This window comes from Alteromonas sp. DYW1, from assembly GCF_059752595.1.
Window position 1 is genome coordinate 2,944,130 of the sequence record NZ_CM186038.1, and the last position, 25,715, is coordinate 2,969,844.

Sequence of the window (25,715 nt, forward strand, 5' to 3'; positions counted from 1 at the left end):
CTGCTGAACCAGATTATCGGGTTTAACAGGTTGTCATTATGATAAAACAATACGATGCCTACGTGGTGGGCTATTATGGGATGAAGAATAGCGGTGATGATGCGCTTTTGGCCGCCACACTGCTTGGCAGTCAGCGCTTTCTGGGCGCCTCTAATACGTTGGTATCAAACGCAGGGACATTGTCAGAACAGCGCTTTGGTTTTCGGCCTACCAATCTTAAGCAAGTCCAATCCTTCAGTGGTCAGAATCGGTTAATCCATTATAGTAATGCAGCGCGCTGCCGCAGGGTGATTTTCGGTGGGGGGTCGGTTCTGCATAGTGAACACGATATCAATATCAAGCGCGCTATGATGTATTTATCAGGCTCGCAAAAAGCACTTGCCTTGGGCGTTGGCATTGAGCCTTTTAAAACAACTGCTGCACAAGCTGCCTGCCAAAAATTTCTTAACCAATGTGGCTTGGTGGCAGTGCGCGATGACGATAGCTACAAGCTCGCCAAAACTATTGCACCGCGTGCCAATATCATCCGAAGCTTTGATTTAGCACCACTACTCATTACCCATCCAGACTATAAGCCAAACCAAGGTCAGCGCCGTGGGATCGTAATCAACGTTTGCCCTGCGCCAACAGATGCGTATGGAAGTACCGATTCTCATGCCGAACAAGAGCGGTTAAATCAATTAGCTGACATCATCAATCAGGTTTGGCAATTATCCGCAGAACCGATTTATCTGATGCAATTTAACGGTCACGATACGTTAGGTGATATACAAGTTTCACAACAGTTACAGCGACTGCTGCATAAGCAAGTGCCTGTGCACGTGATACCATACCATCCTGATCCCATCGCAGTTCTCAATACGATCAGTCAATTCAAGTTAATGGTAGGTATGCGGTTGCACGCCAACATATTCGCATTTTTAACCGAAACCCCCTCGATTAATTTGAGCTATCACCCGAAATCATTTGCGTGGGCTGAACAAATCGGCTTATCCCCAGATTACGTTTTCGATGCCCATCAAATTGATCGCGCACGACTTTATAACGCTGTGATGAATGCCTTATCCACTGGGCAGCTAGGTACTACCTTCAGCCATCACCAAGCACTCGAGCAAACTATGAAAAATTGGAGCATGTACTATGAACGCCATACAAATTTCGGTTGTCATCCCGCTTTTCAATAAAGAAAAACACATTGCTGAAACAATTCAAAGTGTGATTGACCAGCATTACCCAGTTTCTGAAATTATCGTTGTTGATGATGGGTCAACCGACAACGGCGCTGCATGGGTAGAAGCTTGTGATATCCACAACGTGCGTCTAATCAAGCAACAAAATCAAGGTGTATCAGTTGCACGTAATACTGGAATTGCTGCGGCAAAATTTCCCTATATCGCATTTTTGGATGCCGACGATCAATGGTTACCTTTTTTTACCGAGGAAATGATGCACTTGGTGCAACGCTTTCCTGACGCGAGTGCATATGCAAGCCGGTATCAATGTGTTGAGCCCGGCAATATCTATGTTGATGCCAAAATTCACTTAGATACCATTGACCCATATGGCATGAAGGTTGACAATTATTTTGAATTAGCGTCCAAGGGTGACCTCCCATTTATGACCTCATCAACGATGGTCAAAAAGTCAGTCTTGGATGAAATCGGAGGCTTTCCCGTCGGTGAAAAAATGGGCGAGGACCAAGACCTTTTTGCTCGCCTTGCGCTCCATGGGTATATCGCATACTGCCCCAATATTAATTTACTTTATCATCGCGATACGCAAAACCGTGCGTGCGACAATAATATCCCCGATCAGGAATGCGGGTTTAGCCACCGTTTACACACGCTAGCTCAAACAGCCAATGTTAATAAGCATTTGTGCCGTCAAATCTTGCGCTATACCGCTGCTCATCTCTGTCACCTAGCCAAACAAAACCTGCGGCATCAACAGCCTCAAGTGGCGCTGCGCTTGCTGCTGGATAAACGTTGTCTGCGTAAACCAAAACACTTCTTCGTTTTTACTGTTTGGGCGCTGCTCCAGCAACTTTACTTATTGGTGATAAAACGACCTAGAAATTCAAAAAACGCTTCAAGTTCACAGCCAGTTAGGAGTTAATCATGAAAATTAATGCCATTTGTATCCTTAAAAATGAAGCCGACATCATCGAAGAAACACTCCTAAATGCCATGAAGTACTGTCATCGGATATACCTATTCGACAATGGTTCAACGGATGGCACGTGGGAAACCATCTGTGCTATGGCTGGACGATTCAAACAAATCGAAATCGCCTATCACAGTGATGAGCCGTTCAGTAACCAATTACGTAATCGTGTGTATAATCGCTATCATCAGCAATATAGCAGTGATGATTGGTGGTATATTCTGGATGCTGATGAGATGCTTTCTGAATCGCCAGTCCCGCTTTTATCTCAAGCTGCTGAAGCGAAAAAAACCTGTGTTAAATCATGGTTTGCGCAATTCTACTTTACCGAAATCGATTTGGGCAACGCAGATACAGAAGATTACACTCAACCGATAGCCCTGCGCCGACAACATTACCGGATCAACTGGAAGGAATGGCGTTTCTTTAAGAACGATCCCTCTAAAAAGTGGCCCGAGGGCACATCTGCGCGGGTCCCCCCCTTCTCTAACAAGGTATATAAGGAGGCGACGATTATTCGCCACTACCCGCACCGCACTTTAAAGCAGTTAGAAAAGCGAAATCAGATCCGGTTTGGTGATCCCGCTAATTTTGTGCATGTCACAGCCAAACAGCGAGTTGCGAGTTGGGTGAAACCAGCGAAAACCTTATTCGTATACAATAACGACAATCAGTATCACTTACCTTGGCAGGATAAGTTAGGCTATCAACTCAAAGAAATTAAGTTCTTTTGTCAGTGGCGCTGGCAAAATGTGAAAGCACTTATCAACATCGCTATACAAGGGCTTGGGGGCAATCACAAAGCCACTTCATGAGACTCTAACTAAGTACGGTAAGGCCAGCTTTCGCTGGCCTTTTTATTGCCTGTAAACCTGTCCAACGAATAAGCTAACTGTTCAATTTATTGAGTTACGTGTTAAAGCGGATTCTGCACAACAATGAGAATTATCCATAAACCAATACAAGAGACGTGGCCTATGGATATGACATGTATTGATATGATTTAGTTGATAACCATTGAGATCAGGGATAGAGAATAAGCAGTAAAAGGGATGATGGCATTAACTTCATTCGTCTCGCACCAAGGCCTGACGAGTGCTCTTAACTAGTTCTCACCCCATAAGACGTGAGCACACTCAAGGTCAAGCTACCCCAATCTGCAGCATACGACAAGCTATTAACTATGCATTTAGTTTCATTTGTTACAACCAGTGCGTGTGATAAACAGGATGCTCACCGAGGTTTACGACAAAGGGGGTTTCGGTAGGAAAATATCATGTAAGATAAATAGGCCCAATACGTGCTCTTCGTCAATGACGAGCACACATTGGGCAGAGGCTAGCAATTCCGCCAATAAATTTTATAGTGACATGCGACAGCGCCCTAGCACTAACATCGCACTTCTTTCCAAAGCGCTGTAAACTCGTGCAGGTAACCAAGCAAGAACTGCACACATAAGACTAAAGAATGTTTTTTTAGGCTCTTCAAGAATCATTCGAGGCGAACTTACTAAGGCCTCAAACATCATTTTGCAAGCGCTCTTTGGATTTCTCGATTGCACAGCTCGACGCGATAAGTACCGCAGCTGATAAGCATTTGCTAAGTCAAACCAGCGCGCAAAGAAACTTTCATTGCCCACATAGTTCTTCGCAACGGCCATGCGCCAGCTTTGATACTGTTTAGACAAATTCGCCGATAAACCAGAAGCATTCACTCGATAGAGAGTTAAGGGCTGAGGAATACCTTCAAATTGCCAAAAAGAATTTAACGCCAGTCTCAACCAACACTCGATATCTTCAGACTGTCGAAACGTTTCATCAAAATACTGTCGCCGAGAGGGTTCTAAGGACGTCGAGAAAGCAATAGACTCCAGCGCTTCTTTACGGATCACAGGCGCGGAACCATTGCCTATCGGATTTCGACAAAATATGTGTTTGCGGGTAATACCGGTTAGTTTTGGATATTGGCCAATGCCCAGCCGCTCTCCCTGCTCATCAATAAATAAAGATGGGCAATAGCTTACGCCAACGTTAGGGCTATTATGCAAGTGTGCAACGTGCAGTGCTAGCTTGTCTTCGAGCCAAATATCGTCGGCATCGAGCAGGGCGACATACTCTCCACGAGCAGCCGCAATACCCGTATTCCGGGCACCAGCTAAACCCCGATTGGCCTGACGGATCAAACGGATGCGAGGATCAGTCAAAGACTCTACATATGCTACTGTTCCATCGTTACCGCCATCATCAACACAGATAACCTCAAAGTTTTCTAACGTTTGGTTTAGCACTGACATTAATGAGAACTTAATATATTTTTCAACGTTGTACATGGGTACTATGACCGACACGATTGGATTATTTGACATTATTTAAACCTCGCGAAAATTCGTTGGTTTATGAACCCACCAACGAGAATGGTATTGAAAAGGTATTTACTTAGATAGAAAGTGGCGGCAAACGCCGTGCCGAGCAAAACGGCCTGTGACATTTGCAGTGCATCTGTAGGCCAAAAAATGATAATAGTGGTGACTGTCACACCGCTAAAAACTAACTGCTCCTGTAGTTCCTTGGAGAATAACCCTGAGGCTCGCAGTGCCAGGCAGCGAATATCAAAGACCAAGCTACCTACTGATGCGACACACAAAATCGTTACCATGGGAATGCTTGCAGCCCACTCTTCACCAAATAACAATGGCACATAGAGCGGGGCACTCATTCCCTGCAAAAGTAAAACTCCCGCCATTGAAACGGTCATGATTAATATCTGGCGGCGGGCTATATGCTGCTTTTCGTCACGATGCAGAGCGCACACATGCGGATACAATGCGTTAGAAAACGCATTGATCAATGATTGACTGAGACCAACACTAACCGACTTAGCAAATGCATAAAGTCCAAACACTTCGGGTAGCAATAACTTGCCAGCAATAAACAGGTCTGCATGCCCTTTTAGCGACCGTGAAAATTCGGTAAAAAACAAGGTTGAAGAAGTTCGAAATAAACGACTAAACACCGCTATCTCGAAAGCGGTACCGTAGGATTTAACTGGAGCAAACCAAAAGCCGACAGTCCAGAGAAGCACGCCAAAGTATTTTGTGATTAGTACTGAATACATGCCGTAATCAAGAAACAGGCAAAGTGCTAATACAAGATTTTCAAAAGTTAAGCAGGCCCCATTCCAGAGGCTAAAGTAACGCATGTTATTTTGGCGTTGGATCAAAAATACATTGCTACTCGTAAGTGGGTAAAATAAATACACTGGGGCCAAGCATTGCAATAGAAAGGCGACGTCATCTGACTGATAAAACTCACCGATAGCCAGCGCTAATATGAATTGGAGCAGCGCAAGTAAAGTACAAATTATCCACTGCAGCCCTGCTCCATTCTTGGTAAACGACGCCAAATCCGCATCAGAACATTGGATAACTTGTGACCCAGGACCGCATTTAAGCGTGATCCTGAAAAGGTCGTGGCATGCCATTGTCAGCATTACCACTCCATAGATCACGGTATCCAAAAAAGCCGCCAAAGCGAGCACAGTTAAAATTCTGGCGACTTTCCCAGTGAGCTCCGTTCCCAATAACCAAGCCGTGTTTGTTAATAACGGTTGACGTAGCAGTTTGATAATTCTTTGCGCATAACTGTCTCGCATGCCATCACCACATTTAAATTCCTGTGGTAGTGACTATCCAATTATCATTCCAACTAAATAAAAAATTTTAACCCATTGTTTTAAATGAATTTTATCAATATCTTCGATATGCTATTTGCAATTTGCAAACACGTACTGTGCAAACTGCAACAAGGCAATATTCACCAAGTTTGCATTTTTCGGTATAACGTTGAAGGGCTTACGCCGAGCGCTGTCGCGGCCTTTACCACATTATCATGGTAGTAAGTCAAAGCATGCTCAATGGCGCGCCGCTCAACCGTGGCGAGAGTTTCAATCGCTGTCGTTGAGTAACGGTCAGCATTATTCTCGGTTGGCGTCGCCACTATCTCTTCAGCGGGCTCTTGAGGTTGGGTGTTAGGAGTAGTCATTTTGGTCGCTACACTCAGCTCCCTGATATCATGATTTGACAACCCTAATTGGTTTCCAATGATGTCACTGTTGAGCAAAGGGCCATCAGACATTATGACACAGCCATGAATTGCGTTTTGCAGTTGTCTAACGTTTCCTGGCCATGCAAATGCCTTGAGCAACGCTTCTGCGTCACTTGAGAAGCCAACAAACTCCTTTTCTTCCAAAGCGGCGAAGCGACGTAAAAAGTGCACCGCTATTTGCATTATGTCATCTTCACGTTCACGGAGCGGGGGTAATTCGATGGCAATAACATTCAAGCGATAGTATAAGTCTTCACGTAACTTGTTTTCTCTAATTGCCTGCATCGGATCGCGATTTGTTGCACAAATAAAACGAACATCGACTTTTTCTTCCTTGCTAGCTCCTACGCGTTTAAATGTTCCGGTCTGAATAAAACGCAAAATTTTAGCCTGCAAACTAATGTCCATTTCACCCAGCTCATCTAGAAACAATGTTCCCTCATGAGCCATCGTTGCAGCGCCGTCGCGATTGGAAACCGCACCTGAGAATGCCCCCTTTACATGCCCAAAAATTTCAGACTCCATTAGTTCAGCAGGTATAGCAGCACAGTTCAGTGCGATAAACGGATCATTCTTACGCTTTGAATAATTATGTATTGCGGTTGCAGCAACTTCTTTACCTGTGCCACTTTCACCGGTAATAAAGACCGATGCCGTGCTGGGGGCACACTTTTCAATGGCGTTATACACAAATTGCATTGCAATAGAGTCTCCAACAAAGCCACCAAAGTCTTTGCGCCTGCGTTTGCGATACCGCTCTAAGGTATTGCGTAATAGTTGACGTTCCGCTTGCAGTTGATGATCACGTAGCGCCTGTTTAATCAAAATCATCAACTGTTGATTGTCCCAAGGCTTTTGCAGATATCCCCACACTCGACCAGTATTAACGGCATCTAAAATATGCTGACTGTCAGCATGGGCAGTTAACATAATCCTAATAGTTTCAGGGTATTGCTTGGCTATCTCTGCGCACAATTCGATTCCTGACATGCCAGGCATGGAGAGGTCAGAAATAACGATATCGACTGGGTTTTTCGCTAGCTCCACAAGCGCTTCTTGACCAGAGGATGCGGTGGTTATCTGCATATCCAAAGGCCTTAACACGCGTTTCAGAGAGTTAAGTACCGCCACTTCATCATCAACGAGCAAGATTCTTTGTTGTAATTCCATTGTTTTCCTACCGTTTATATCAATGGCACGCATCATGCTGTACTGAATACGTGAAGCACTATTGGAAATGCTAGCTTATGTTGTTCCGATATCGAACTCAACAATTGATATGCGCACTGATAATTAAATATAAACTGCTAAAGGAAGTATTAAGTGACTGTTTTAAATGCTTTTTCAGAAAGTAAAAAGACAATTAATATACTCTGTGTTGACGATGATCTGCAGATCCTTCGGTCTCTAAAACGTAGTCTTCGCACTCTCGCAGGTCATTTGCATTTTGCGAATAGCGGTGAAGAGGGTATCGCCTTACTCGCTACTCAAAATATAGACATAATTTTGAGCGACATGAAAATGCCGGGAATGGATGGTGCTGAATTTTTAGCTTACGTAGCTGATAATCACCCGCACACCAAGCGCTTGCTCATGACTGGATTTTCCGATGTTGAAGCAATTATCGCATCGATCAACGATGGGGGTATTCAGCATCTATTGAAAAAACCATGGGATTCAGAACAGCTGGTTGCTTTATTTGAAAAGCTGATGAATGGCATTCGCATGGAGGAAGAAAACAAGCAGCTCAAAGTGGCCCTACAACGGTCAAGAAACGCATTAAAAAAGGCCAACGAAGGACTAGAACAAAAAGTAAAATTGCGCACTCAGCAAATAAAGCAGGCCGTGCAAAAAATCCAATATGAGCAAAAATCGACAGAAAAAGTACTGTATAACTTGCTACATACGCATCCATCATACAACCCAAGCCTTAGTCGTGACGTCGCTCACTGTTGCGTATATCTTGGACATGCACTTGCTTTGTCACCGCAAGAATCGAGTTATTTTTATTTAGGTGGTTTACTGCATCAATTAGGTCTTTTAACGCTAGATAAAGGGCTAGTCACTTTACCCCGTTTGAGTTTGAACTACGCACAACAACAGCAGTATATGCAGCAGGTCAATGCAATACCTTTGATCCTTTCACCAGTACATCATCTTGTCGGCTTGCAAGAAATGCTGTGTTTACAGTTCGAAGGCTATGGCCGAGGTAAAGGTTACCCAAAGCGGCATAAAGGTAAAGCCATTCCTATTGCTGCACGGGTGTTGCATGTCGCTCGAGATTATTGTGCTTATTTACACGGCACAATGCTGAAGGTTCGACTGAATCATTCGCAAACCTTAAAGGAAATGAAAAAACAGGAAGGATTTTTATATGACCCGAAAATCCTTGAGCTTATAGAAAACTACACACCATCTGTACAAACAGACCATGATTTTACATTATCGCCAATACAACTGGCGCCTGGTATGGTGTTGGCTAAGCCATTATTTGCCGAGAACCATGTCATGTTACTGTCTGAAGGCCACATTTTTTCCGCCAGCACTATCGACCGTCTAATTGCCTACGAGCGTAATACTAAGAGTGAAATACGCGTTTGTATTCGATCTGACCTGCATTAATCAAAGTAAGCGGGTAACAATACGGTCATTTTCGTGCCGATGTCCGGCATTGACTCAACCAATATATCCCCTTGGTGGGCTTCAATCAGTGTGCGTGAGACAGATAAGCCAAGACCGGTGCCCTCACCAACGTCTTTGGTGGTAAAGAATGGAGTAAATAATTTACTTTGGGTTGCCTCGTCCATGCCATGTCCCGTATCAGAAATAGTGATACCAACACCTTTAGGCGTATGGCGAGTTTCAATTTTTAACTGACCCACATCTTCCATCGCCTGGGCAGCGTTTACTATAAGATTTATAAACACCTGCTGTAATTGCCCCGAATTACCCAGCACAGCTGGCAGCTCGCTGGCGAATTCTAGAGACACTTTGTGCTCTTGCTGAAAAGACGTACGGGCAATTTTCACGGATTGCTCGACACAGTGATTAATATCTACTTTTTCAAATTCTACTTCAGCAACATGAGAAAAACTTTTTAAGTTTGCGACAATGTCGCTAATCCGCCGTACCCCCTCTTGATTGTCAGCAACAATCTCAAGGCTATCTTGCAACACATACTCCACATCAAACTTATCAGCTAGCTTAGTCACTGCCGACGCGGCGTTTGGCTTGTTAATTAAAGTTGCTGTGAGCGCGTGATAAAAATCTGTAAGGTTTTTCACATGACCAGACAAAATATCCAGATTAGACTTAATAAATCCTACCGGATTATTAATTTCATGCGCGACCCCCGCTGATATTTGCCCTAATGTTGACATTCGCTCGGCTTTTATCAGCTGCTTTTTGGCTGAAGCAAGGTGCTCTGCTGTTTGTTCAAGAACAGATTGTTGAATATATGAGGTTGCGCTTTTTAAACGTTTATCCACGCCTTGTCTGAGTTGTTTCTTTGCAGTATCCAGCACAAACAATGCTTCTTCATCTAGCAGCTGAGAAGGTAAGCACAGTGCTATCCAAGCGAATTGACCTTCAGAATAGGGAAAATTAATTGCTACCAGCCATCTCATTTCTGGGCGCTCTGCTATTTCAAGTTCTCTTATCGACCAATTTTGTAATAACGCTTGATGTTGAAAAGGCAAATATTCGAGGATAACAGAGGGCAAAACACCTGAGGTAGTAACCGGTTGCTCCGGTGACCAAATCAAGGGCTTTGAATTGACTGATAGTTTCCCTTTACGCACAAAAAAACATGCTCCCAATAGCGCATGGCTAAATTCGCCACATAATTGCAGTGTGGTAGAGAACAAGTCACTTAAACTATCTTCTGACGTTGTATATGTGGTTGAACGCGCTAAAAATTCGAGTTCAGACTGTTTTTTTTGTGCATCCAGCACGGATTGGCGCAAGGCCTCACTGGATTGATGAACTTGTTTGGAATAACGTTCGAGTTGTTCTTCCGCGTTGCGACGGGCCCTAATTTGACGTTCGAGCTTGCGTTCAAGAATTTCGATTCGCTTGTTTAAATCTTCAGACATGTCACTTTCGCAATAGGCTGGCCATAGGCGTAATCCAGTGTATAGCAGAAATTGAGCCAGCCGATAAGCCGGGTTCTGTGCGCTATTGCTAGCGTGACAATCATTCATCTAGGCCAACAATCACTCATTGGCTCAAGCAACCTACCCGATCCCGATGCGGGCCACAAAATGGGATCCTATTTGGTCTTGCTCCGGGTGGAGTTTACCTCGCCACGAACTGTTACCAGTCGCGCGGTGCGCTCTTACCGCACCCTTTCAGCCTTACCGGCATACGAATATGCTTAGGCGGTCTACTCTCTGCTGCACTTGTCGTCGGCTCTCGCCGCCCAGACGTTATCTGGCACCCTGCCCTATGGAGCCCGGACTTTCCTCTCTTTTACCAAGGTAAAACAGCGATTGTCTGGCTGGCTCGGTAGCATTATACCGTGCGTTGAAGGCGAAGCAATTTAAAACTTTCCAAGAGGGGACTTATCGATTGCAAAGCAATAATGACCACAATATTCTCTTGCTAGTGTTTAACAGCAACCTTGCGTAACATTAGCCGAGTAAATGTTACCCTAGTCAACTTTGAGACGGTAATCAATGTGGAATATAAAGCAGGTCAAAACCGCTACTCTAATTTCATTAACATTGCTAATTTGTATTGGTTGTAACGACAATTCAATACAGCACGAGTACGATGAATTTACAGCCTCTGATGTGGAAGGGCTAATTAATTTGGTTGTGTTAAAGCAAATGTCAGAATTACCAGCGGAGTTTTCCCGGTCTAAATCTGAGAGTGGTCAATTTGGCTCACGTAACTGGGTTTTGGCGAGCGCCATACCAGGGCTTATTGCTGCCAATAAGATTATCCAACATCCAGCGCTAGAGGCATTTTTTTTCACTACAGCAGAAATGAACGCATGGCAATTAGGAGATGACACATACTTAGCTGATGATCATTTGATTGGAAGACTATACACGGAACTGTATACCCTAAACCCTACAGATTCAGACCTAACTGACCTCAAAAATACCTTTGATTTTATTCTAGCTCGTCCACAAACAGGTAGTTTATATTTTCCAACAGAGGCTGAACGTGCAAATGGTTACCCTAGTTGCATCCAACGTTGGTGTTGGGCGGATGCTTTATATATGTCTCCTCCGATTTGGCATTCACTTTCATCATTAACCGGGGACTCGGCCTACAGTGCGTTTGCGCATCGTGAGTTTTGGGCGTCAGCTGAATTGCTATATGACACCGAGCAAGAACTCTTTTATCGCGATAGCCGTTTTTTTGCCGATGGAAACAAACCAGGGGTATTCTGGAGCAGAGGGAATGCATGGGTATACGCCGGTATTGTCGATATTCTCAAAAGAATACCTGTCACAGATCCATATTACGCAGATTACCTTGGCTTGTATAAAAGTCTCTCTGCAAAATTAATAACCATTCAAATGGCAAATGGAGCGTGGTCATCTGACTTATTAAATTCAGCAGCCTTTCCTCAGCCAGAGACTAGTGGCACGGCTTTCTTCACCTATGGGATCACATGGGGAGTGAATAATGGCATTCTCGACCAAACCCAATATGCAGATAGTATCTATAGGTCTTGGCAAGCACTTATAAAAAATATAGACGCCAACGGCAACGTAGGGTTTGTTCAATCTTTTGCTGATAAACCGGGTGCCAGTCGCTTTGACAACTCCGAATACTTTGGAACAAGCGCATTCTTGTTAGCCGCATCTGAAGTCCTGACATTTTTAGACAATTAATGACTACGGTTTTTACGATTAAAGGCGCTTATACGCAGAGCTTATTGCCCAGTAGCGCGATGGTTTAATATTCGGTTAACGAGTATAACGAGCCCATAGCCAGCTGAGAAAGAGAGAACCCAGTATGCAAGTTAAACATGTTTTGATCATAGAAGGCTGCTGCAATCTGTTGATCATGACGTGTAAACTGGTGGTGGGTCTTGCCACCCATTCCACAGCAATTATTGCTGACGCTTTTCACTCTTTAACTGATGTGGGTAATAACGTAGTCGCATGGTTCGCATTGCAGCAGGCGGAGCGCCCTGCAGATAGTGATCACCCCTATGGTCATCAAAAATTTATCCCGTTAGCGATTTTCTTTTTAGCTACGCTGCTAATGGTACTGGCGGTAGAAGTGGTCATTACTGCCATCGAGCGCTTGGGCGAACCGGTCAATCAAAGTTACGTCGGATTGATTATCTTACTCGGTGCACTCGGCGCAAATGTCCTCCTCACCGTATGGCAAAGCTATTGGGCTAAACGCCTTGATTCCAATTTATTGGCTGCTGATGCGAAACACACCTTAAGTGATGTGTTGTCTTCTATTGCCATCATCGTGGGTTGGCAGTTGGCCGTATTGGGGTGGCCATGGTTAGACACTGTCTTCGCTCTCATCATGGCGATGATAATTGCCTACCTTGCCTATCGCTTGTTCAAGCAATCCATTCCGATTTTGGTGGATAGCACAACGGTCGACCACCGGGATGTAAAAACTAAAGTACAGGGTTTAGAAGGCGTTGACTCTATTCGTCAAGTTCGCACGCGGTTCGATGGCGAACGGCATATTGGCGATATCACCATTATTACCCCGCAAAATTTAACCGCGCTTGAATCCCACAAATTAGCTGATGAAATCGAAAGATTACTCGCCACGGAGTTTAACATTAACGATGTTGTGGTACATATCGAACCGAAGACTGAATAAAAACCGCCACCGCCGATATGCCACGCTATAATTTAGTTAACCGTAATCACTCGAACTAATCGATTTGCTTGGTACAATTTCAATGATGCGAATGATTTTGCGTAAAAAAATTCAATGGCTGTTCCAGACTGTTTTACTTCTCGGCCTGTCTATCAGCTCTAATCCAAGCTTCAGTAAAACCAATGAGCTGAATATCCTCGCAATAGAATATCCGCCGTTCACAACCCTGACAGAGCCTAATGGTGGCATCGCCTTTACCTTACTGAAAGAAAAATTGAGAGAGCATAAAGTTAAGATAAAGCCACTTTTTGTCCCCCCTGCACGTGCAGCCCAAATGCTGCAAACAGATGCTTGGTGTGGAAGCTTTTACCCCCCACATAAAGAAGATGGAGTAACTGCGATTAAGCTGAGTCAAACACCGGTAAAAATTGGCCTTGTGAGGTTGGTTGAGGACTCCCCATTTAGATGGGATTCACTTGCGCAGCTTCGCGGCAAATCTGTAGCCATATTACGGACTCGAGAAAATTCTGAGTTTAGTCAACAGTTTATCGAAGCTGGGATGGATCTGGCTTATGTGGAAACAATCCAAGCCAGCGTACAATTGGTTTTGTTGGAAAGAGTTGATATGGGATTAGCTGATAACATATCGTTCCAACTGATGGAAAAAACTAACAAAGATAAACTGCAAATATCTGAAACGGCTCTCATCGAAACGCCAATTACCCTGTTCATAAATTCAACATGTGCATTTGCCACTGACGTTCTGTAAGAGATGACAGAGTTAAAAAAACTATAAGTTTAGTGAGTGGGTTAAATCAGCAGTACAGGAAAAACTCGTATTGTGGGAGCCATTAATCGCATAGAGTCTAATAAATCAAAGACAAAATAGCGTTGGATTTCCTACACTCAGCAATCTGAAATACAAACCTCGAGTGGTAAATCTATTCGTCGCGTTGGAACAAGCCCATTTTACGCCCTACCTCAGTAAACAAACCGACCAGAACTAATACTATCGTGGCGACGATCACAATCTCCAGCCATTGCGCATTGACATTGAACAATCCAAGGGCCAGTCGAGCAGCAAAGATTATTGCGAAAATCAAGGTTAAACCATAGAGCACTAAAAATGAAAGGTGCTTGACTCTAGCTAACATCGTTGTATCTCCAAAAAGAGGGAGTCATCTCCCTCTAGCATTATTCATCAGAGGTATCTGTCGTTCTTTCTGACATTTTGTCGCCGACTTTGCTACCCGCATAACCCAATCCGCCGCGAATACCACCGACTAAACCTGCAGCCATAGAAAGCCCAAGTCCACCCGCAGTAAAGTCACCCCAGCAATGTTCTGAGCACCCACCTGATACATCGGCTATTTCAACCTTAGTTAACGTTTTCATACATATTCCTTTGTTTAAATCATTGCCTCCATTGGCAGTTAACAGTGTATTATGGGAGAAAAGCAAAAACAGCTGATCTATGGCCCAGTATTGGGTCTGCAAATCACATACAAAAAAGCCCTCTTAAATGAGGGCTTTAGACATTGTTGTCAGGTCACACGAAGGCGCAAACTACTCAGGTAAAACTGCATTGTGATAAACGTCTTGCACATCGTCACAATCGTTTAGCATGCCCATAAACTTTTCAAACATCGCAACATCGTCGCCACTAATGTCCACGTGTGTTTGCGGCACAAAGGTGATTTCCTCTGTTTCAAACGTGATGTCCGGATAGGCTTCTGTCAGCGCGGTTTTAACCTTATAAAACTCTGTATGCGGTGCAAACACACTGATCTTGCCGTTCTCTTGCTCAACGTCCGTTACATCTACATCAGCCTCCATCAAGACTTCAAGCACAGCATCTTCGTCCTCGCCGTCAAATTGGAAAATGGCCTGATGATCAAACATATGCGCCACTGAATTTTGCGCGCCTAAGTTCGACTTGGTCTTGGTAAAACAGTTACGCACATCAGTAATGGTGCGATTCGCGTTGTCGCTTAGGCAGTCAACAATCACCATGCAATTACCAGGACCAAAGCCTTCATAGCGCATGGGTACAAAATCCTCTCCGGCACCACCTGCTGCCTTATCAATCGCTTTCTCGATGACATGACTCGGTACTTGGTCTTTCTTAGCTTTGTCCATTAAGCGGCGCAAAGAAAGATTGGCATCTGGGTCGGTGCCGCCATTTTTCGCACAGACATAGATTTCTTTACCGTACTTCGAATAAACCTTAGTTTTCACGCCGGCAGTTTTTGCCATGGCATTTTTACGTACTTCGAATGCTCTTCCCATCGTAATCTCTTTTGCTAAACTAAAACCAATTTCGCCTGTGACTAGTCGCCAGACGCAACCGGATAAATAAATGAATCTATAATGTGTGCGGATTCTACCTATTTTCTGGCTGGGATAACAGTCGCAGTTAGGGTAAATGTTGCTTGCTCAGATACTCATGCGACTGCATTTCCTGTAAACGACTTAAACAACGTTTAAATTCAAAACTTAAGCGGCCTTGGTTGTATAAGTTTTCCATCGCAACGTCGGCAGAAATAATCAGCTTTACATGGCGTTCATAAAATTCATCGACCATAGCAATGAAGCGACGCGCAACATCATCGTTTTCTTGGCCCATTTGCTTAACATTCGCAAGTAGTACCGTATGATAGATCCGGCTTATCTCAATGTAGTCCGTTTGGCTACGTGGCCCATCACAGAGTGCAGCAAATTCAACCATGACAACACCGTCAGCATCTCGCAAAACTGGAATTTTTCGTCCTTCAATAGCGATTTCACAGTTTTCCTTACCCACATCAGGTGCCAGTTGCGTAAAGTATCGGTGCAGATTCTCGGTTGCAGCAGCATCGAGGGGATAATGATAAATTTCGGCCTGCTCAAGGGTCCGCAAGCGGTAATCCACTCCACTATCCACGTTTATCACGCGGGTGTTCTGATTGATTAAATCTATCGCAGGCAAAAACCGGGCTCGCTGCAAGCCATTCCGATACAACTCATCAGGAATGATATTGGAAGTGGCTACCAGCACAATTCCATGCCCAAATAAATATTCAAACAAGGTCCCTAGGATCATGGCATCAGTAATATCGGAAACAAAAAACTCATCAAAACAAATAACTCTGGCCTCCTTGGCTAAATCTGCAGCAATAGTTTTGAGCGGATCACTTTGCCCAGCTAAGGGTTTTAGCGCCTGATGCACGCGATGCATGAACCGGTGAAAATGTATTCGCAGCTTATTTTCAAAGGGCAGGCATTCATAGAAGGTGTCAACTAAATAAGTTTTACCGCGGCCAACCCCACCCCAAAAATAAAGACCTTGGATTGACGGTTTCGTCATCCCTTTACCAAAGGTTGCCTTTATTTTCACTCGCCATGTCAGCTTTTTCTGCGGTTGAGTCAACTCATCGTACAGACGCTGCAACTCTTGCACTGCCATTTCTTGCGCAGCGTCATAGTGAAAATCCGGTTGTTTAAGATCGTGCTGATATTTTTCAATTGGCGTCATCGGAATGAATACTACCTTTTACTCGTGCTTACGCTTGAAACTGAGCCCTGACTCCCCATTTAGGGGTTAAGAGTAACAAAGCGTAAATCATACTAATGAATCTGCGCAAATGCGATGATGCTTTGGTATAGTTTAAACAGTTATTAGTCCAAAGCATGAATGGAGTAACCATGGAAATTGCGATTTCGATCGGATTAGTTATCGTTGGCGCCGTAATCGGCTTTTTCGTTGCACGTTTTGTCTACGCGCAGCAAGGGAGTGAATTAGCAGCAAAAGCAGCCGAGAAATCGGTTCGTGCAGTACTGGTGCAGCAAGCTGAACATCACGTATTTCAGGCGCGTCAAACCTTACAAGGGCTAAAACATCAAATTGATGTGTTAGAAGAACAAATCGGTGACTATGAAGCGCAAATTCAACCCGATGAGGCTTATGAGGATTCACCAAAAATGACCTTTTTTGGCGAACAAACAACTGCATTATTAAGAAATTCGCAGCGTCAGCGTAAGAGTGCATCTAACGCTAATTCTGAAGAACAACCGCGTGATTTTGCTAGCACGGGCGCATCGGGGCTATTCGTCGATGATAAACGGCAATCAAACGCGAAAGAATAGTCCGAGCTGAACTTATTTTCGATAAAGCAGTCATTTTAGCTAAGAATAAAATAGGAGTATCAACCTTAATGAGCAAACAATTACGGTCGTTGGTAGTTATTTTTAGTATTGCAGCAGTGTCAGTGTTTGCGAGCGGTTCCGCTTTGTCTGCATTACCATTTTTTAATTCCAGTAAGGATGAAGTACCTTCCTTAGCCCCCATGCTTGAAGAGGCAACACCTGGAGTGGTAAGCATCGCCGTCGAGGGCACTCAAACAGCACGGCAACAAGTACCTGAAATGTTCCGTTATTTTTTTGGTGGTCCGAATGAACAGGTGCAGGAGCGCCCATTTAGAGGGTTAGGTTCTGGCGTTATTATTGATGCCGAAAAAGGTTACGTGGTCACTAACAATCATGTGGTTGATAACGCTGACAATATTACCGTTAAGCTTACCGATGGAAGAGAGTTAGAAGCTAAGAAGCTTGGCGCGGATCCGCAAAGCGACATTGCTTTGTTACAAATCGACAGTAAGGACCTAGTAGCCATACCGTTAGCGGACTCCGACGAATTGCGTGTAGGTGATTTTGTAGTTGCTATCGGTAACCCCTTTGGCCTCAGCCAAACCGTGACTTCTGGCATTGTCAGTGCATTGGGCCGGTCTGGCTTAAACATTGGCGGTTATGAAGACTTCATTCAAACCGATGCCGCTATTAACCGGGGCAACTCTGGCGGAGCGCTTGTCAACTTGCGCGGTGAGCTTATCGGCATTAATACCGCAATCTTTGGTCCTGGTGGCGGTAATGTAGGTATTGGCTTTGCTATCCCCAGCAATATGATGAAGAGTTTGGTTGATCAAATCATAGAATATGGTGAAGTGCGTCGAGGCTTACTTGGTATTTTAGGTAGCAATATTGACGCGGGTCTTGCTGAAGCAATGGAGTCAAAGGTTAATAAGGGAGCATTTGTTAACGAAGTTTCACCAGACTCTGCAGCCGAAAAAGCGGGTTTGCAGCCCGGCGATATTATCATTGGCTTGAATGGCCGCTCGTTGCATTCCTTCGAAGAGTTGCGTGCCAAGGTTGCAAGCTTAGGCGCAGGTACCGAAATTGAATTAACGATCGTGCGTCAAGGCGAAGAAATAACCAAGAAAGTGATTCTTGGTGATGCCGGAGCGACCGTAGCCAGTGCCAAAGATATCCATCCGGCATTAGAGGGGGCAACTCTCGCGAATGGGCAAGACAATAGCGGTAACCGCGGTGTTGAAGTAAGCGAACTTGAAGCGCGCAGCCCCGCAGCTAGGATTGGTTTACAACAAGACGATGTGATCATTGGGGTTAATCGTCAGCGCGTAACCACTATCGGCGAGTTTTCAGCTGCGATTGAGGGCGCTAGCGGCGTAATTGCATTGAATGTTAAAAGGGGTAATTCAACGCTGTATCTGGTCATTCGATAATCTTTAGCATACCTAGTATGAATCCAGAAAGGGCAACGTCAGTTGCCCTTTTTTATAGGGCATTCGTCAATCGTGCTTTGGCTTTTCTGGCTTAGTATTGGTACACTTTACGGATTACGCGGCAGCCCAATCACAATCATAACGAAGAGAGTTTCCTGCCAGTCATGTCGAATCTTACCGCTTTTATTACCTTTGTGCTGCGCTCTGTCTTTCTTGGGCTGATTGTCGCGGCGTTACTCTTGGTATTTATTCCTGATCTACGCATCGGCGCTGGATTTAATACTGGGTGGTTCAGTGGCAAAGCGGAACCTATACCACGTGCAACTTATTACGACGCTCTGAGTGTTTCAGCACCCGCCGTAGTCAATATATATAGCGAAAGCATCGAAGTCTCTAATAATCTATTTAGTCAACCGCGCTCGCGTGAACGCATCAATCTAGGCTCTGGCGTGATCATGACTGCCAACGGCTATATTTTGACCTGTCACCACGTCGTTGAAAATGCCGATAGTATTATGGTTCGCTTGCAAGACAGCCGACTTTTAGAAGCTGAAATGGTCGGTTTCGATGTATTTACTGATCTCGCAGTATTAAAAGTTAATGCCGATAACTTGCATGTTATTCCACAATTGGAGAGCCCTAAAACGCGGGTTGGCGATGTGGTCATGGCCATCGGCAATCCTTACGATTTAGGCCAAACGATTACCCATGGCATTGTGAGTCGCACGGCAGGTAGAAACGGATTAGCCAACTATGTTGACTTTATCCAAACGGACGCCGTGTTAAACCAAGGAAATTCGGGCGGCGCTTTAGTCGACAGTAACGGCTTTTTAGTCGGCATTACTAATGCGAGTTTCCTCGTAAGGGATAATCGCCGGCGCGTACGCAGTGTTGATGGCGTCAATTTTGCCGTGCCGTATGAGCTAGCGAAACGGGTGATGGACGAAATTATCGCTAACGGTAAGGTAACAAGAGGTGAGCTTGGCTTTGCCGGAAATGAACTCAATAATCGCCCTGGGGTCACGGTCAACGCACTGCGCGCCGGCGGTCCAGCAGAGCTAGCTGGATTGCAAGTTGGCGACACCATTATTGCCGTTGACGGGATCGAAGTTGAAAGTGCAGGCAAGTTTCTTGACCGCGTAGCCGAAACCGCTCCCGGAACTGTCATGCAACTGGAAGTCGTGCGTGCAAATGAACGCCTAAATCTACAGGTGGTTGTGGGCGAATTAGGGGTTTCTGGCTGACGCTATTTCGGCAAGTGCTAGCGATGTCTGCTGCGCTGAAAACTGATTGAGCTTGCGATGCCCTGGCGACCAGCCTGACAAGAAGCGCTCAAAATCTGCCCACGCAAACGGTAGAAGGTTGGTCCACTCAGCCTCAAGCTGGTCATAGTCAAGCGTGGTATGTGCAAGTGCGTGATGTAAGCAGGAAAAGTAATACTCAATGGCAACTGCATAATTTTGTTCGAGTTCTACGCCATTAAACACACTACCTAACATATACACAACATCCTGAATGCCGGCCCCTAATCCAACGTATTGGAAGTCTACGGCTGCACACTGCTTAAGATCCAAGCTAAAACAAAAATTAGCGACTTTAGCATCACCATGCAGCAACGTTTTAAAGCGACAGTTCGCTAAGCGAGCATCAATATGCACCGCCGACTCCTTCAACGCTCCCGCAGGCATTGCCTGCCACTCATCTTGACGTGTTGCCAAGTGCCAATAGGTGCCACGCTGCCAGACTCGGCCACAAGATTGTTGTAAGAATACCGCGTGCAGGTTAGCCAGCCACTTGAGCATACTGTTCACCGCCATACCGCTAGCCTGCTCTACCCTCTGCGGATAACCAGCAGCATCCAAATCCTCAAGTAGCAACCAACTGATTTCTCCCGTTTGTGCGCTGGCTAGCAATTTAGCCACTCGCCATTGCCCTTTGAGCATGGGCGCATAATGTTGATAGAACATCTGTTCATTAATATATGAAGCGAGCTTGCGCCGATGCGAGGTTGTGGTATGCCAGCCGCGCGGATGCGAATGGTCCACCGGCGGTTGAATAATCTTGGCAATGACGCTCAAGCTCTGATCACTATTTTGCAAGCGCGCGATCTCGCCATAACCACTCCACAAGGACTGAATTGGAAACATCTTGTCAAAACTTTGCGTTGGATACCGCTGTTTGAGTGCGTCGAGCACAGGTTGATAATCGACCATAGGGCAAAATGCTGACTATTTACTCCCGAAAAACTAACATCACTTGCATAATACGTAGCGGGTTAATACTCTTTGGGAATGAACTAAAAGGGCAACCATATGACAACCGAAAGCGCTTTTCCACATTTATTGGCACCTCTGGATCTTGGCTTCACCACACTCAAAAATAGAACCCTTATGGGCTCGATGCACCTAGGGTTGGAAGAGGAAAAGGGCGGCTTTGAGAAGCTCGCCGCGTTTTATGCAGCACGTGCCAAAGGCGGTGCCGGTTTAATTGTAACGGGTGGAATTAGCCCAAACATAGCGGGCTGGGTAGCACCCTTTGCGGGGCGAATGAGCAGCCGCAGACACGCCAAGAAGCATCGCGTGATAACCGAAGCTGTGCACAAAGAAGGTGGTAAGATTTGTATGCAAATTCTGCATTCTGGTCGCTATGGTTATCATCCGTTTGCGGTATCAGCTAGCCCAATTAAAGCCCCAATATCCCCCTTTAAACCACGCGCGTTGTCGAGTCGTGGGGTTAAAAGCACGATCAAGGATTATGTTAACTGTGCCCATTATGCCCAAATGGCTGGCTATGATGGTGTTGAAGTGATGGGTTCAGAGGGCTATCTAATTAACCAATTCTTTTGTCAGCGTACCAATCAACGCGATGATGAATGGGGCGGTAGTCTTGAAAACAGAGCTCGTTTAGCCGTCGAAATCGTGCGTCAAACACGCGAAAAAGTGGGAAGTAACTTTATCATTATTTATCGCTTGTCCATGCTCGATTTAGTTGAAGGCGGCGCCCCATGGGAAGAAGTAGTGTATCTGGCTAAAGCCATTGAACAGGCTGGCGCAACGCTTATTAATACGGGTATCGGCTGGCATGAAGCACGCGTACCAACCATTGTCACTTCTGTACCACGTGCCGCATTTACTTGGATCACACAACGCATGAAACAAGAAGTGTCGATCCCGTTGATCACGACAAACCGGATCAATATGCCAGAGGTGGCTGAACAAGTATTGGCTGAGGGGCACGCTGACATGGTTTCTATGGCACGGCCATTCCTCGCGGATCCTGACTTTGTAATTAAAGCTGAGCGCAATGAGTCGGATCTAATCAATACCTGCATTGCATGCAATCAGGCGTGTTTGGATCATGCATTTGAGCAAAAGCGCGCTAGTTGCTTAGTCAACCCTCAGGCCTGTTATGAAACCGAGCTCATTTTCAAAGCCGTAGTACAGCCAAAATCTATCGCGGTGATTGGCGCTGGCCCGGCTGGACTAGCCTTCGCAACATACGCTGCAGAGCGCGGCCATGATGTACATCTATTTGAGCAAGCGGATCAAATCGGTGGGCAATTCAACTATGCAAAGCAAATACCTGGCAAAGAAGAGTTTTACGAGACCTTGCGATTCTTCCAACGCCGCATCGAAACTACCGGCGTTTCTTTGCATCTCAATACCCGAGTGGATGCAAAACTGCTTAAGGAAAAAGGCTTTGAGCATGTGGTTATGGCAACAGGGATCAAGCCGCGCAACCTCACTATTCCTGGGATCGACCATCCATCCGTTATGAGTTACTTGGATGTACTGCGTGATCACAAACCCGTAGGTAAGCGCGTGGCAATCATTGGCGCAGGAGGGATTGGTTTCGATGTTGCTGAATACTTAGTTGAAAACGAGCATCTAACCACAGACCTAAACAAGTGGATGTCACATTGGGGAGTTGATAAAGACTATTCTCAACCGGGCGCACTGAAACCAGCAGAACTACCAGAGCCAGAGCGCGAGGTTTATTTACTGCAACGTAAAACAACAAAGGTTGGTAAAGGCTTAGGTAAGACCTCTGGTTGGGTGCATCGCGCTTCGTTAGCCAACCATAAAGTACAAATGATCAATAGTGTCAGTTACGAGAAGGTCGACGATGCAGGCTTGCACATAAGGGTTGGCGATAAACCCAAAGTCTTAGCCGTCGATTCAATCATCATCTGTGCGGGTCAGGAGCCATTGCGAGAACTCCAAGATAGTCTCACCAGTGCAGGCATGCAGGTACACATTATTGGTGGTGCTGATGTGGCAGCTGAACTTGATGCAAAACGCGCTATCCGGCAAGGTGCAGAGCTCGCGGCTAGTATTTAAGTTAACGCAACGCGCGCTCAGGCGCGCGCTTGCAACCGATGATAGATTTTCATCGACAGTATGATCAGCGCAAAAAATAAGGTTATCGTATTGGCGATGATCATAGGCGCGTCGTGCAAGACGATACCGTAGATCAACCACATTAAAACCCCAAAGGAAAAAACCGAATACATTGATAAGGACAAAGACGCAGTATCTTGCGTTTTAATGACTTTTATCGCTTGTGGTAAAAATGACATACTAGTGCAAATTGCTGCTATGTAGCCGATTAATTGTAAGTCCATAGTTGTCTCTAACGAATAGTTGCCGAAAACCAATTAATGGATCATGAACGCTATCATTTGCGTAATCGCGAGCGTAACACAACCATTAATTGACACTAAATTTGAGCGAAAAAAAACCGTTGATTGCTAACAATCAACGGCTTCTTATTACGACTTCAGCAAAGCGCTTTATGCTTTATCTTTGCTCCGACTCGCACGTTTACGATCGTTTTCAGTCAAAAGCTTCTTACGGATACGGATGCTCTCTGGCGTAACTTCAACCAATTCGTCATCATCAATAAACTCAAGCGCTTGCTCTAATGTCATTTTAATGGGCGGCACAAGCGTTTGTGCTTCATCAGTACCAGCAGCTCGTACGTTGGTTAACTGCTTACCTTTCAAAGCATTAACGGTTAGGTCGTTGTCGCGGCTATGAATACCTATGATCATGCCTTCATATACCTCAACGCCGTGACCAATGAATAAGCGCCCGCGTTCTTGCAGGTTAAACAATGCGTTGGTCAACGCCTTACCTGGTGCATTAGCAATTAAAACGCCATTCTTACGCTGCCCAATATTGCCACCTTTATGCGGCCCATAATGGTCAAACGTGTGGTACAACAAACCAGAGCCTGACGTTAGTGTCATAAATTCGGTTTGGAAACCAATTAACCCGCGACTTGGAATGACAAAGTCAAGACGGACACGGCCTTTACCATCGGGCGACATGTCTTTCAGCTCAGCTTTCCGCATACCCAGCTGTTCCATAATCGAACCTTGATGTTGCTCTTCACAGTCGATAGTTAGGGTTTCATAAGGCTCATGCACCTCACCATCTACATCGCGTAAAATCACCTCTGGGCGTGAAACCGCTAATTCATAGCCTTCACGACGCATGTTCTCAATCAAGATACCCAAGTGCAATTCACCGCGGCCTGATACGCGAAATTTATCCGGATCAGTGGTTTCTTCTACGCGTAACGCAACGTTGTGAACAAGTTCAGCATGTAAACGTTCCAAGATATTACGTGACGTCACGTATTTACCTTCTTTACCAGCAAAAGGCGACGTATTCACTTGGAAAGTCATGGTTACTGTGGGTTCATCTACTGACAGGGGCGGTAAGGCTTCAACCGTATTGATGTCACACACGGTATCGGAAATTTTTAACTCGCCAAGACCCGTGATCGCAATAATGTCGCCCGCAGAAGCTGATTCAACTTCATGACGCTCAAGCCCCAAATAGCCAAGGACTTGACCTACTTTACCGTTACGTTTTTTGCCGTCAGCGCCGACAATTGTGACCTGCTGGTTCGATTTCACCGTACCACGAGTTACCCGCCCAACCCCGATAACACCAACATAGCTGTTGTAGTCGAGCTGAGAAATTTGCATTTGGAACGCGCCTTCTGGGTCTGCGGCTGGCGGCTCTACTTTATCAACGATAGTTTCAAACAATGCCGTCATATCAGTTGCCGGATCGTCAGCATCCATTGACGCCCAACCATTCAACGCAGACGCATACACCACCTGAAAATCTAACTGTTCGTCGGTAGCACCCAAATTATCAAACAAATCAAAAACTTGATCCATTACCCAATCAGGACGAGCACCCGGCTTATCAATTTTGTTAATGACCACAATTGGCTTTAAACCCTGAGCAAAGGCCTTTTGGGTTACGAAACGCGTTTGTGGCATAGGCCCTTCTTGCGCATCGACAAGCAGCAATACACTGTCAGCCATCGACATTACCCGTTCTACTTCACCACCAAAATCGGCGTGTCCGGGAGTGTCAACAATATTGATACGGTAATCATTCCAGTTGATTGCCGTATTCTTGGCAAGAATAGTAATCCCGCGCTCTTTCTCAATATCATTGGAGTCCATTACGCGTTCTTGCGCTTCACCACGACCTTCTAAGGTTCCGGATTGCTGGAGAAGTTTATCAACCAAAGTCGTTTTACCATGGTCAACGTGGGCAATAATCGCAATATTGCGTAATTTGCTAATGTCAGTCTTGTTCATTACCTAATGCCAAAAAAAGGGCTGAAAAACACCTTACTGTTACCTTCGCTAAACGCAATGGATGTGCCAGTAAGTTAAAGAGCGCGGATTGTACAGATTTCTGCGCGATATTGCGATGAAGATTTAAACAACTGAGCTAATTTTTTATGGTTTAGCTTCTGGCAAACACACACCTGACCCGCAAGAATAGCCAAACTGCCCCATCAACTTAAGCAAAAACCGAATCTGCCCAATTAATCTGATTAAAGTTTTACACATCTGGCAATTAACGACTATGCTAGGACTCATTAACTAGCAGCCCGCAACGCTCAAAAGCACCAAGACAATGCACGATTGCATCATTTTGGTGCATCGCAAGAAGGCAGAGAATAAATTTGAATGTAGCAATGCGGGTTAGACCGGCCATTATGTCATGGCATGAATATCGCAGTGCGAATGACCAAAGAGTTT

General features: G+C 45.2%; 22 protein-coding genes and 1 other RNA gene. 11 read left to right on the forward strand and 12 right to left on the reverse strand.

Going from position 1 to position 25,715, the window contains the following annotated elements; translation table 11 throughout:
• The first annotated feature begins 38 nt into the window (after positions 1 to 38).
• Genes AC121Z_RS13225 through AC121Z_RS13235 form a run of 3 tightly spaced genes read left to right on the forward strand, consistent with a single transcriptional unit; the run spans position 39 to position 2,978 of the window.
• Entirely contained in the window at positions 39 to 1,184 is a 1,146-nt protein-coding gene (locus AC121Z_RS13225) for a polysaccharide pyruvyl transferase family protein (protein WP_498124488.1), read from the forward strand.
• Positions 1,141 to 2,115 carry a glycosyltransferase family 2 protein gene (locus AC121Z_RS13230; RefSeq protein WP_498124489.1) on the forward strand — a complete coding sequence of 325 codons (975 nt, stop codon included), beginning with the start codon at positions 1,141 to 1,143 and terminating at the stop codon, positions 2,113 to 2,115. Before AC121Z_RS13225 ends, AC121Z_RS13230 begins: the two co-directional genes overlap by 44 nt.
• A 2-nt stretch (positions 2,116 to 2,117) precedes the next feature.
• Positions 2,118 to 2,978, forward strand: coding sequence for a glycosyltransferase family 2 protein (locus tag AC121Z_RS13235; protein ID WP_498124490.1), 861 nt, complete (start codon positions 2,118 to 2,120; stop codon positions 2,976 to 2,978).
• Positions 2,979 to 3,523: 545 nt separating this feature from the next.
• Here AC121Z_RS13235 and AC121Z_RS13240 read toward each other — a convergent pair.
• From AC121Z_RS13240 to AC121Z_RS13250, 3 genes are all read right to left on the reverse strand, one after another.
• Complete coding sequence (locus AC121Z_RS13240) at positions 3,524 to 4,528, reverse strand: glycosyltransferase family 2 protein (RefSeq protein WP_498124491.1); 1,005 nt, start codon at positions 4,526 to 4,528, stop codon at positions 3,524 to 3,526.
• Positions 4,528 to 5,814: an oligosaccharide flippase family protein gene (locus AC121Z_RS13245; protein ID WP_498124492.1), complete on the reverse strand. Its 1,287-nt coding sequence runs from the start codon at positions 5,812 to 5,814 to the stop codon at positions 4,528 to 4,530. Before AC121Z_RS13245 ends, AC121Z_RS13240 begins: the two co-directional genes overlap by 1 nt.
• A 161-nt stretch (positions 5,815 to 5,975) precedes the next feature.
• Complete coding sequence (locus tag AC121Z_RS13250) at positions 5,976 to 7,436, reverse strand: sigma-54-dependent transcriptional regulator (protein ID WP_498124493.1); 1,461 nt, start codon at positions 7,434 to 7,436, stop codon at positions 5,976 to 5,978.
• Between the two features lie 153 nt (positions 7,437 to 7,589).
• Here AC121Z_RS13250 and AC121Z_RS13255 point away from each other — a divergent pair, with 153 nt between their 5' ends.
• On the forward strand, positions 7,590 to 8,888 hold the full coding sequence (locus AC121Z_RS13255) for a response regulator (RefSeq protein WP_498124494.1): 1,299 nt from the start codon (positions 7,590 to 7,592) through the stop codon (positions 8,886 to 8,888).
• Here the strand turns inward: AC121Z_RS13255 and AC121Z_RS13260 are convergent.
• Entirely contained in the window at positions 8,885 to 10,360 is a 1,476-nt protein-coding gene (locus AC121Z_RS13260) for a sensor histidine kinase (protein WP_498124495.1), read from the reverse strand. The genes AC121Z_RS13255 and AC121Z_RS13260 overlap by 4 nt on opposite strands.
• Before the next feature lie 48 nt (positions 10,361 to 10,408).
• Positions 10,409 to 10,772: RNase P RNA component class A (rnpB, locus tag AC121Z_RS13265), an RNA gene on the reverse strand.
• A gap of 170 nt (positions 10,773 to 10,942) precedes the next feature.
• Between rnpB and AC121Z_RS13270 the strand changes: the two genes are divergently transcribed.
• The 3 genes from AC121Z_RS13270 (at position 10,943) to AC121Z_RS13280 (ending at position 13,848) form a co-directional block, all read left to right on the forward strand.
• The gene (locus tag AC121Z_RS13270; protein ID WP_498124496.1) at positions 10,943 to 12,115 is read left to right on the forward strand and encodes a glycoside hydrolase family 88 protein; all 1,173 of its coding nucleotides are present in this window, start codon (positions 10,943 to 10,945) and stop codon (positions 12,113 to 12,115) included.
• A gap of 124 nt (positions 12,116 to 12,239) precedes the next feature.
• Complete coding sequence (locus AC121Z_RS13275; RefSeq protein WP_498124497.1) at positions 12,240 to 13,079, forward strand: cation diffusion facilitator family transporter; 840 nt, start codon at positions 12,240 to 12,242, stop codon at positions 13,077 to 13,079.
• An 82-nt stretch (positions 13,080 to 13,161) separates the two neighbouring features.
• Positions 13,162 to 13,848 carry a transporter substrate-binding domain-containing protein gene (locus tag AC121Z_RS13280; protein ID WP_498124498.1) on the forward strand — a complete coding sequence of 229 codons (687 nt, stop codon included), beginning with the start codon at positions 13,162 to 13,164 and terminating at the stop codon, positions 13,846 to 13,848.
• A 172-nt stretch (positions 13,849 to 14,020) separates the two neighbouring features.
• Here the strand turns inward: AC121Z_RS13280 and AC121Z_RS13285 are convergent, their stop codons facing one another.
• From AC121Z_RS13285 to zapE, 4 genes are all read right to left on the reverse strand, one after another.
• Positions 14,021 to 14,233, reverse strand: a complete 213-nt coding sequence (locus AC121Z_RS13285) for a hypothetical protein (protein WP_498124499.1) — start codon at positions 14,231 to 14,233, stop codon at positions 14,021 to 14,023.
• Between the two features lie 40 nt (positions 14,234 to 14,273).
• Positions 14,274 to 14,474 carry a hypothetical protein gene (locus AC121Z_RS13290; RefSeq protein WP_498124500.1) on the reverse strand — a complete coding sequence of 67 codons (201 nt, stop codon included), beginning with the start codon at positions 14,472 to 14,474 and terminating at the stop codon, positions 14,274 to 14,276.
• A 171-nt stretch (positions 14,475 to 14,645) separates the two neighbouring features.
• A complete protein-coding gene (locus AC121Z_RS13295) occupies positions 14,646 to 15,368 on the reverse strand; it encodes a YebC/PmpR family DNA-binding transcriptional regulator (protein ID WP_498124501.1) in 723 nt (240 codons plus the stop codon).
• A gap of 127 nt (positions 15,369 to 15,495) precedes the next feature.
• Positions 15,496 to 16,593, reverse strand: a complete 1,098-nt coding sequence (gene zapE, locus AC121Z_RS13300) for a cell division protein ZapE (protein WP_498124502.1) — start codon at positions 16,591 to 16,593, stop codon at positions 15,496 to 15,498.
• A gap of 170 nt (positions 16,594 to 16,763) precedes the next feature.
• Here zapE and AC121Z_RS13305 point away from each other — a divergent pair, with 170 nt between their 5' ends.
• The 3 genes from AC121Z_RS13305 to AC121Z_RS13315 all read left to right on the forward strand — a co-directional run bounded on the left by AC121Z_RS13305 (position 16,764) and on the right by AC121Z_RS13315 (position 19,881).
• The gene (locus tag AC121Z_RS13305; RefSeq protein ID WP_498124503.1) at positions 16,764 to 17,204 is read left to right on the forward strand and encodes a ZapG family protein; all 441 of its coding nucleotides are present in this window, start codon (positions 16,764 to 16,766) and stop codon (positions 17,202 to 17,204) included.
• Between the two features lie 68 nt (positions 17,205 to 17,272).
• Positions 17,273 to 18,637, forward strand: a complete 1,365-nt coding sequence (locus AC121Z_RS13310) for a DegQ family serine endoprotease (protein WP_498124504.1) — start codon at positions 17,273 to 17,275, stop codon at positions 18,635 to 18,637.
• A 164-nt stretch (positions 18,638 to 18,801) separates the two neighbouring features.
• On the forward strand, positions 18,802 to 19,881 hold the full coding sequence (locus tag AC121Z_RS13315) for a trypsin-like peptidase domain-containing protein (protein ID WP_498124505.1): 1,080 nt from the start codon (positions 18,802 to 18,804) through the stop codon (positions 19,879 to 19,881).
• On the opposite strand, the gene AC121Z_RS13320 is transcribed toward AC121Z_RS13315, so the two are convergent.
• Entirely contained in the window at positions 19,864 to 20,850 is a 987-nt protein-coding gene (locus AC121Z_RS13320; RefSeq protein WP_498124506.1) for a phosphotransferase, read from the reverse strand. The genes AC121Z_RS13315 and AC121Z_RS13320 overlap by 18 nt on opposite strands.
• Before the next feature lie 99 nt (positions 20,851 to 20,949).
• On the opposite strand from AC121Z_RS13320, the gene AC121Z_RS13325 reads away from it, so the two are divergent.
• Entirely contained in the window at positions 20,950 to 22,977 is a 2,028-nt protein-coding gene (locus tag AC121Z_RS13325; RefSeq protein ID WP_498124507.1) for an oxidoreductase, read from the forward strand.
• Between the two features lie 17 nt (positions 22,978 to 22,994).
• Here AC121Z_RS13325 and AC121Z_RS13330 read toward each other — a convergent pair whose 3' ends face one another.
• Positions 22,995 to 23,261, reverse strand: coding sequence for a SemiSWEET transporter (locus AC121Z_RS13330; protein ID WP_498124508.1), 267 nt, complete (start codon positions 23,259 to 23,261; stop codon positions 22,995 to 22,997).
• 168 nt (positions 23,262 to 23,429) lie between these two features.
• Positions 23,430 to 25,265: a translational GTPase TypA gene (gene typA / locus AC121Z_RS13335; RefSeq protein ID WP_498124509.1), complete on the reverse strand. Its 1,836-nt coding sequence runs from the start codon at positions 25,263 to 25,265 to the stop codon at positions 23,430 to 23,432.
• Between the last annotated feature and the right edge of the window lie 450 nt (positions 25,266 to 25,715).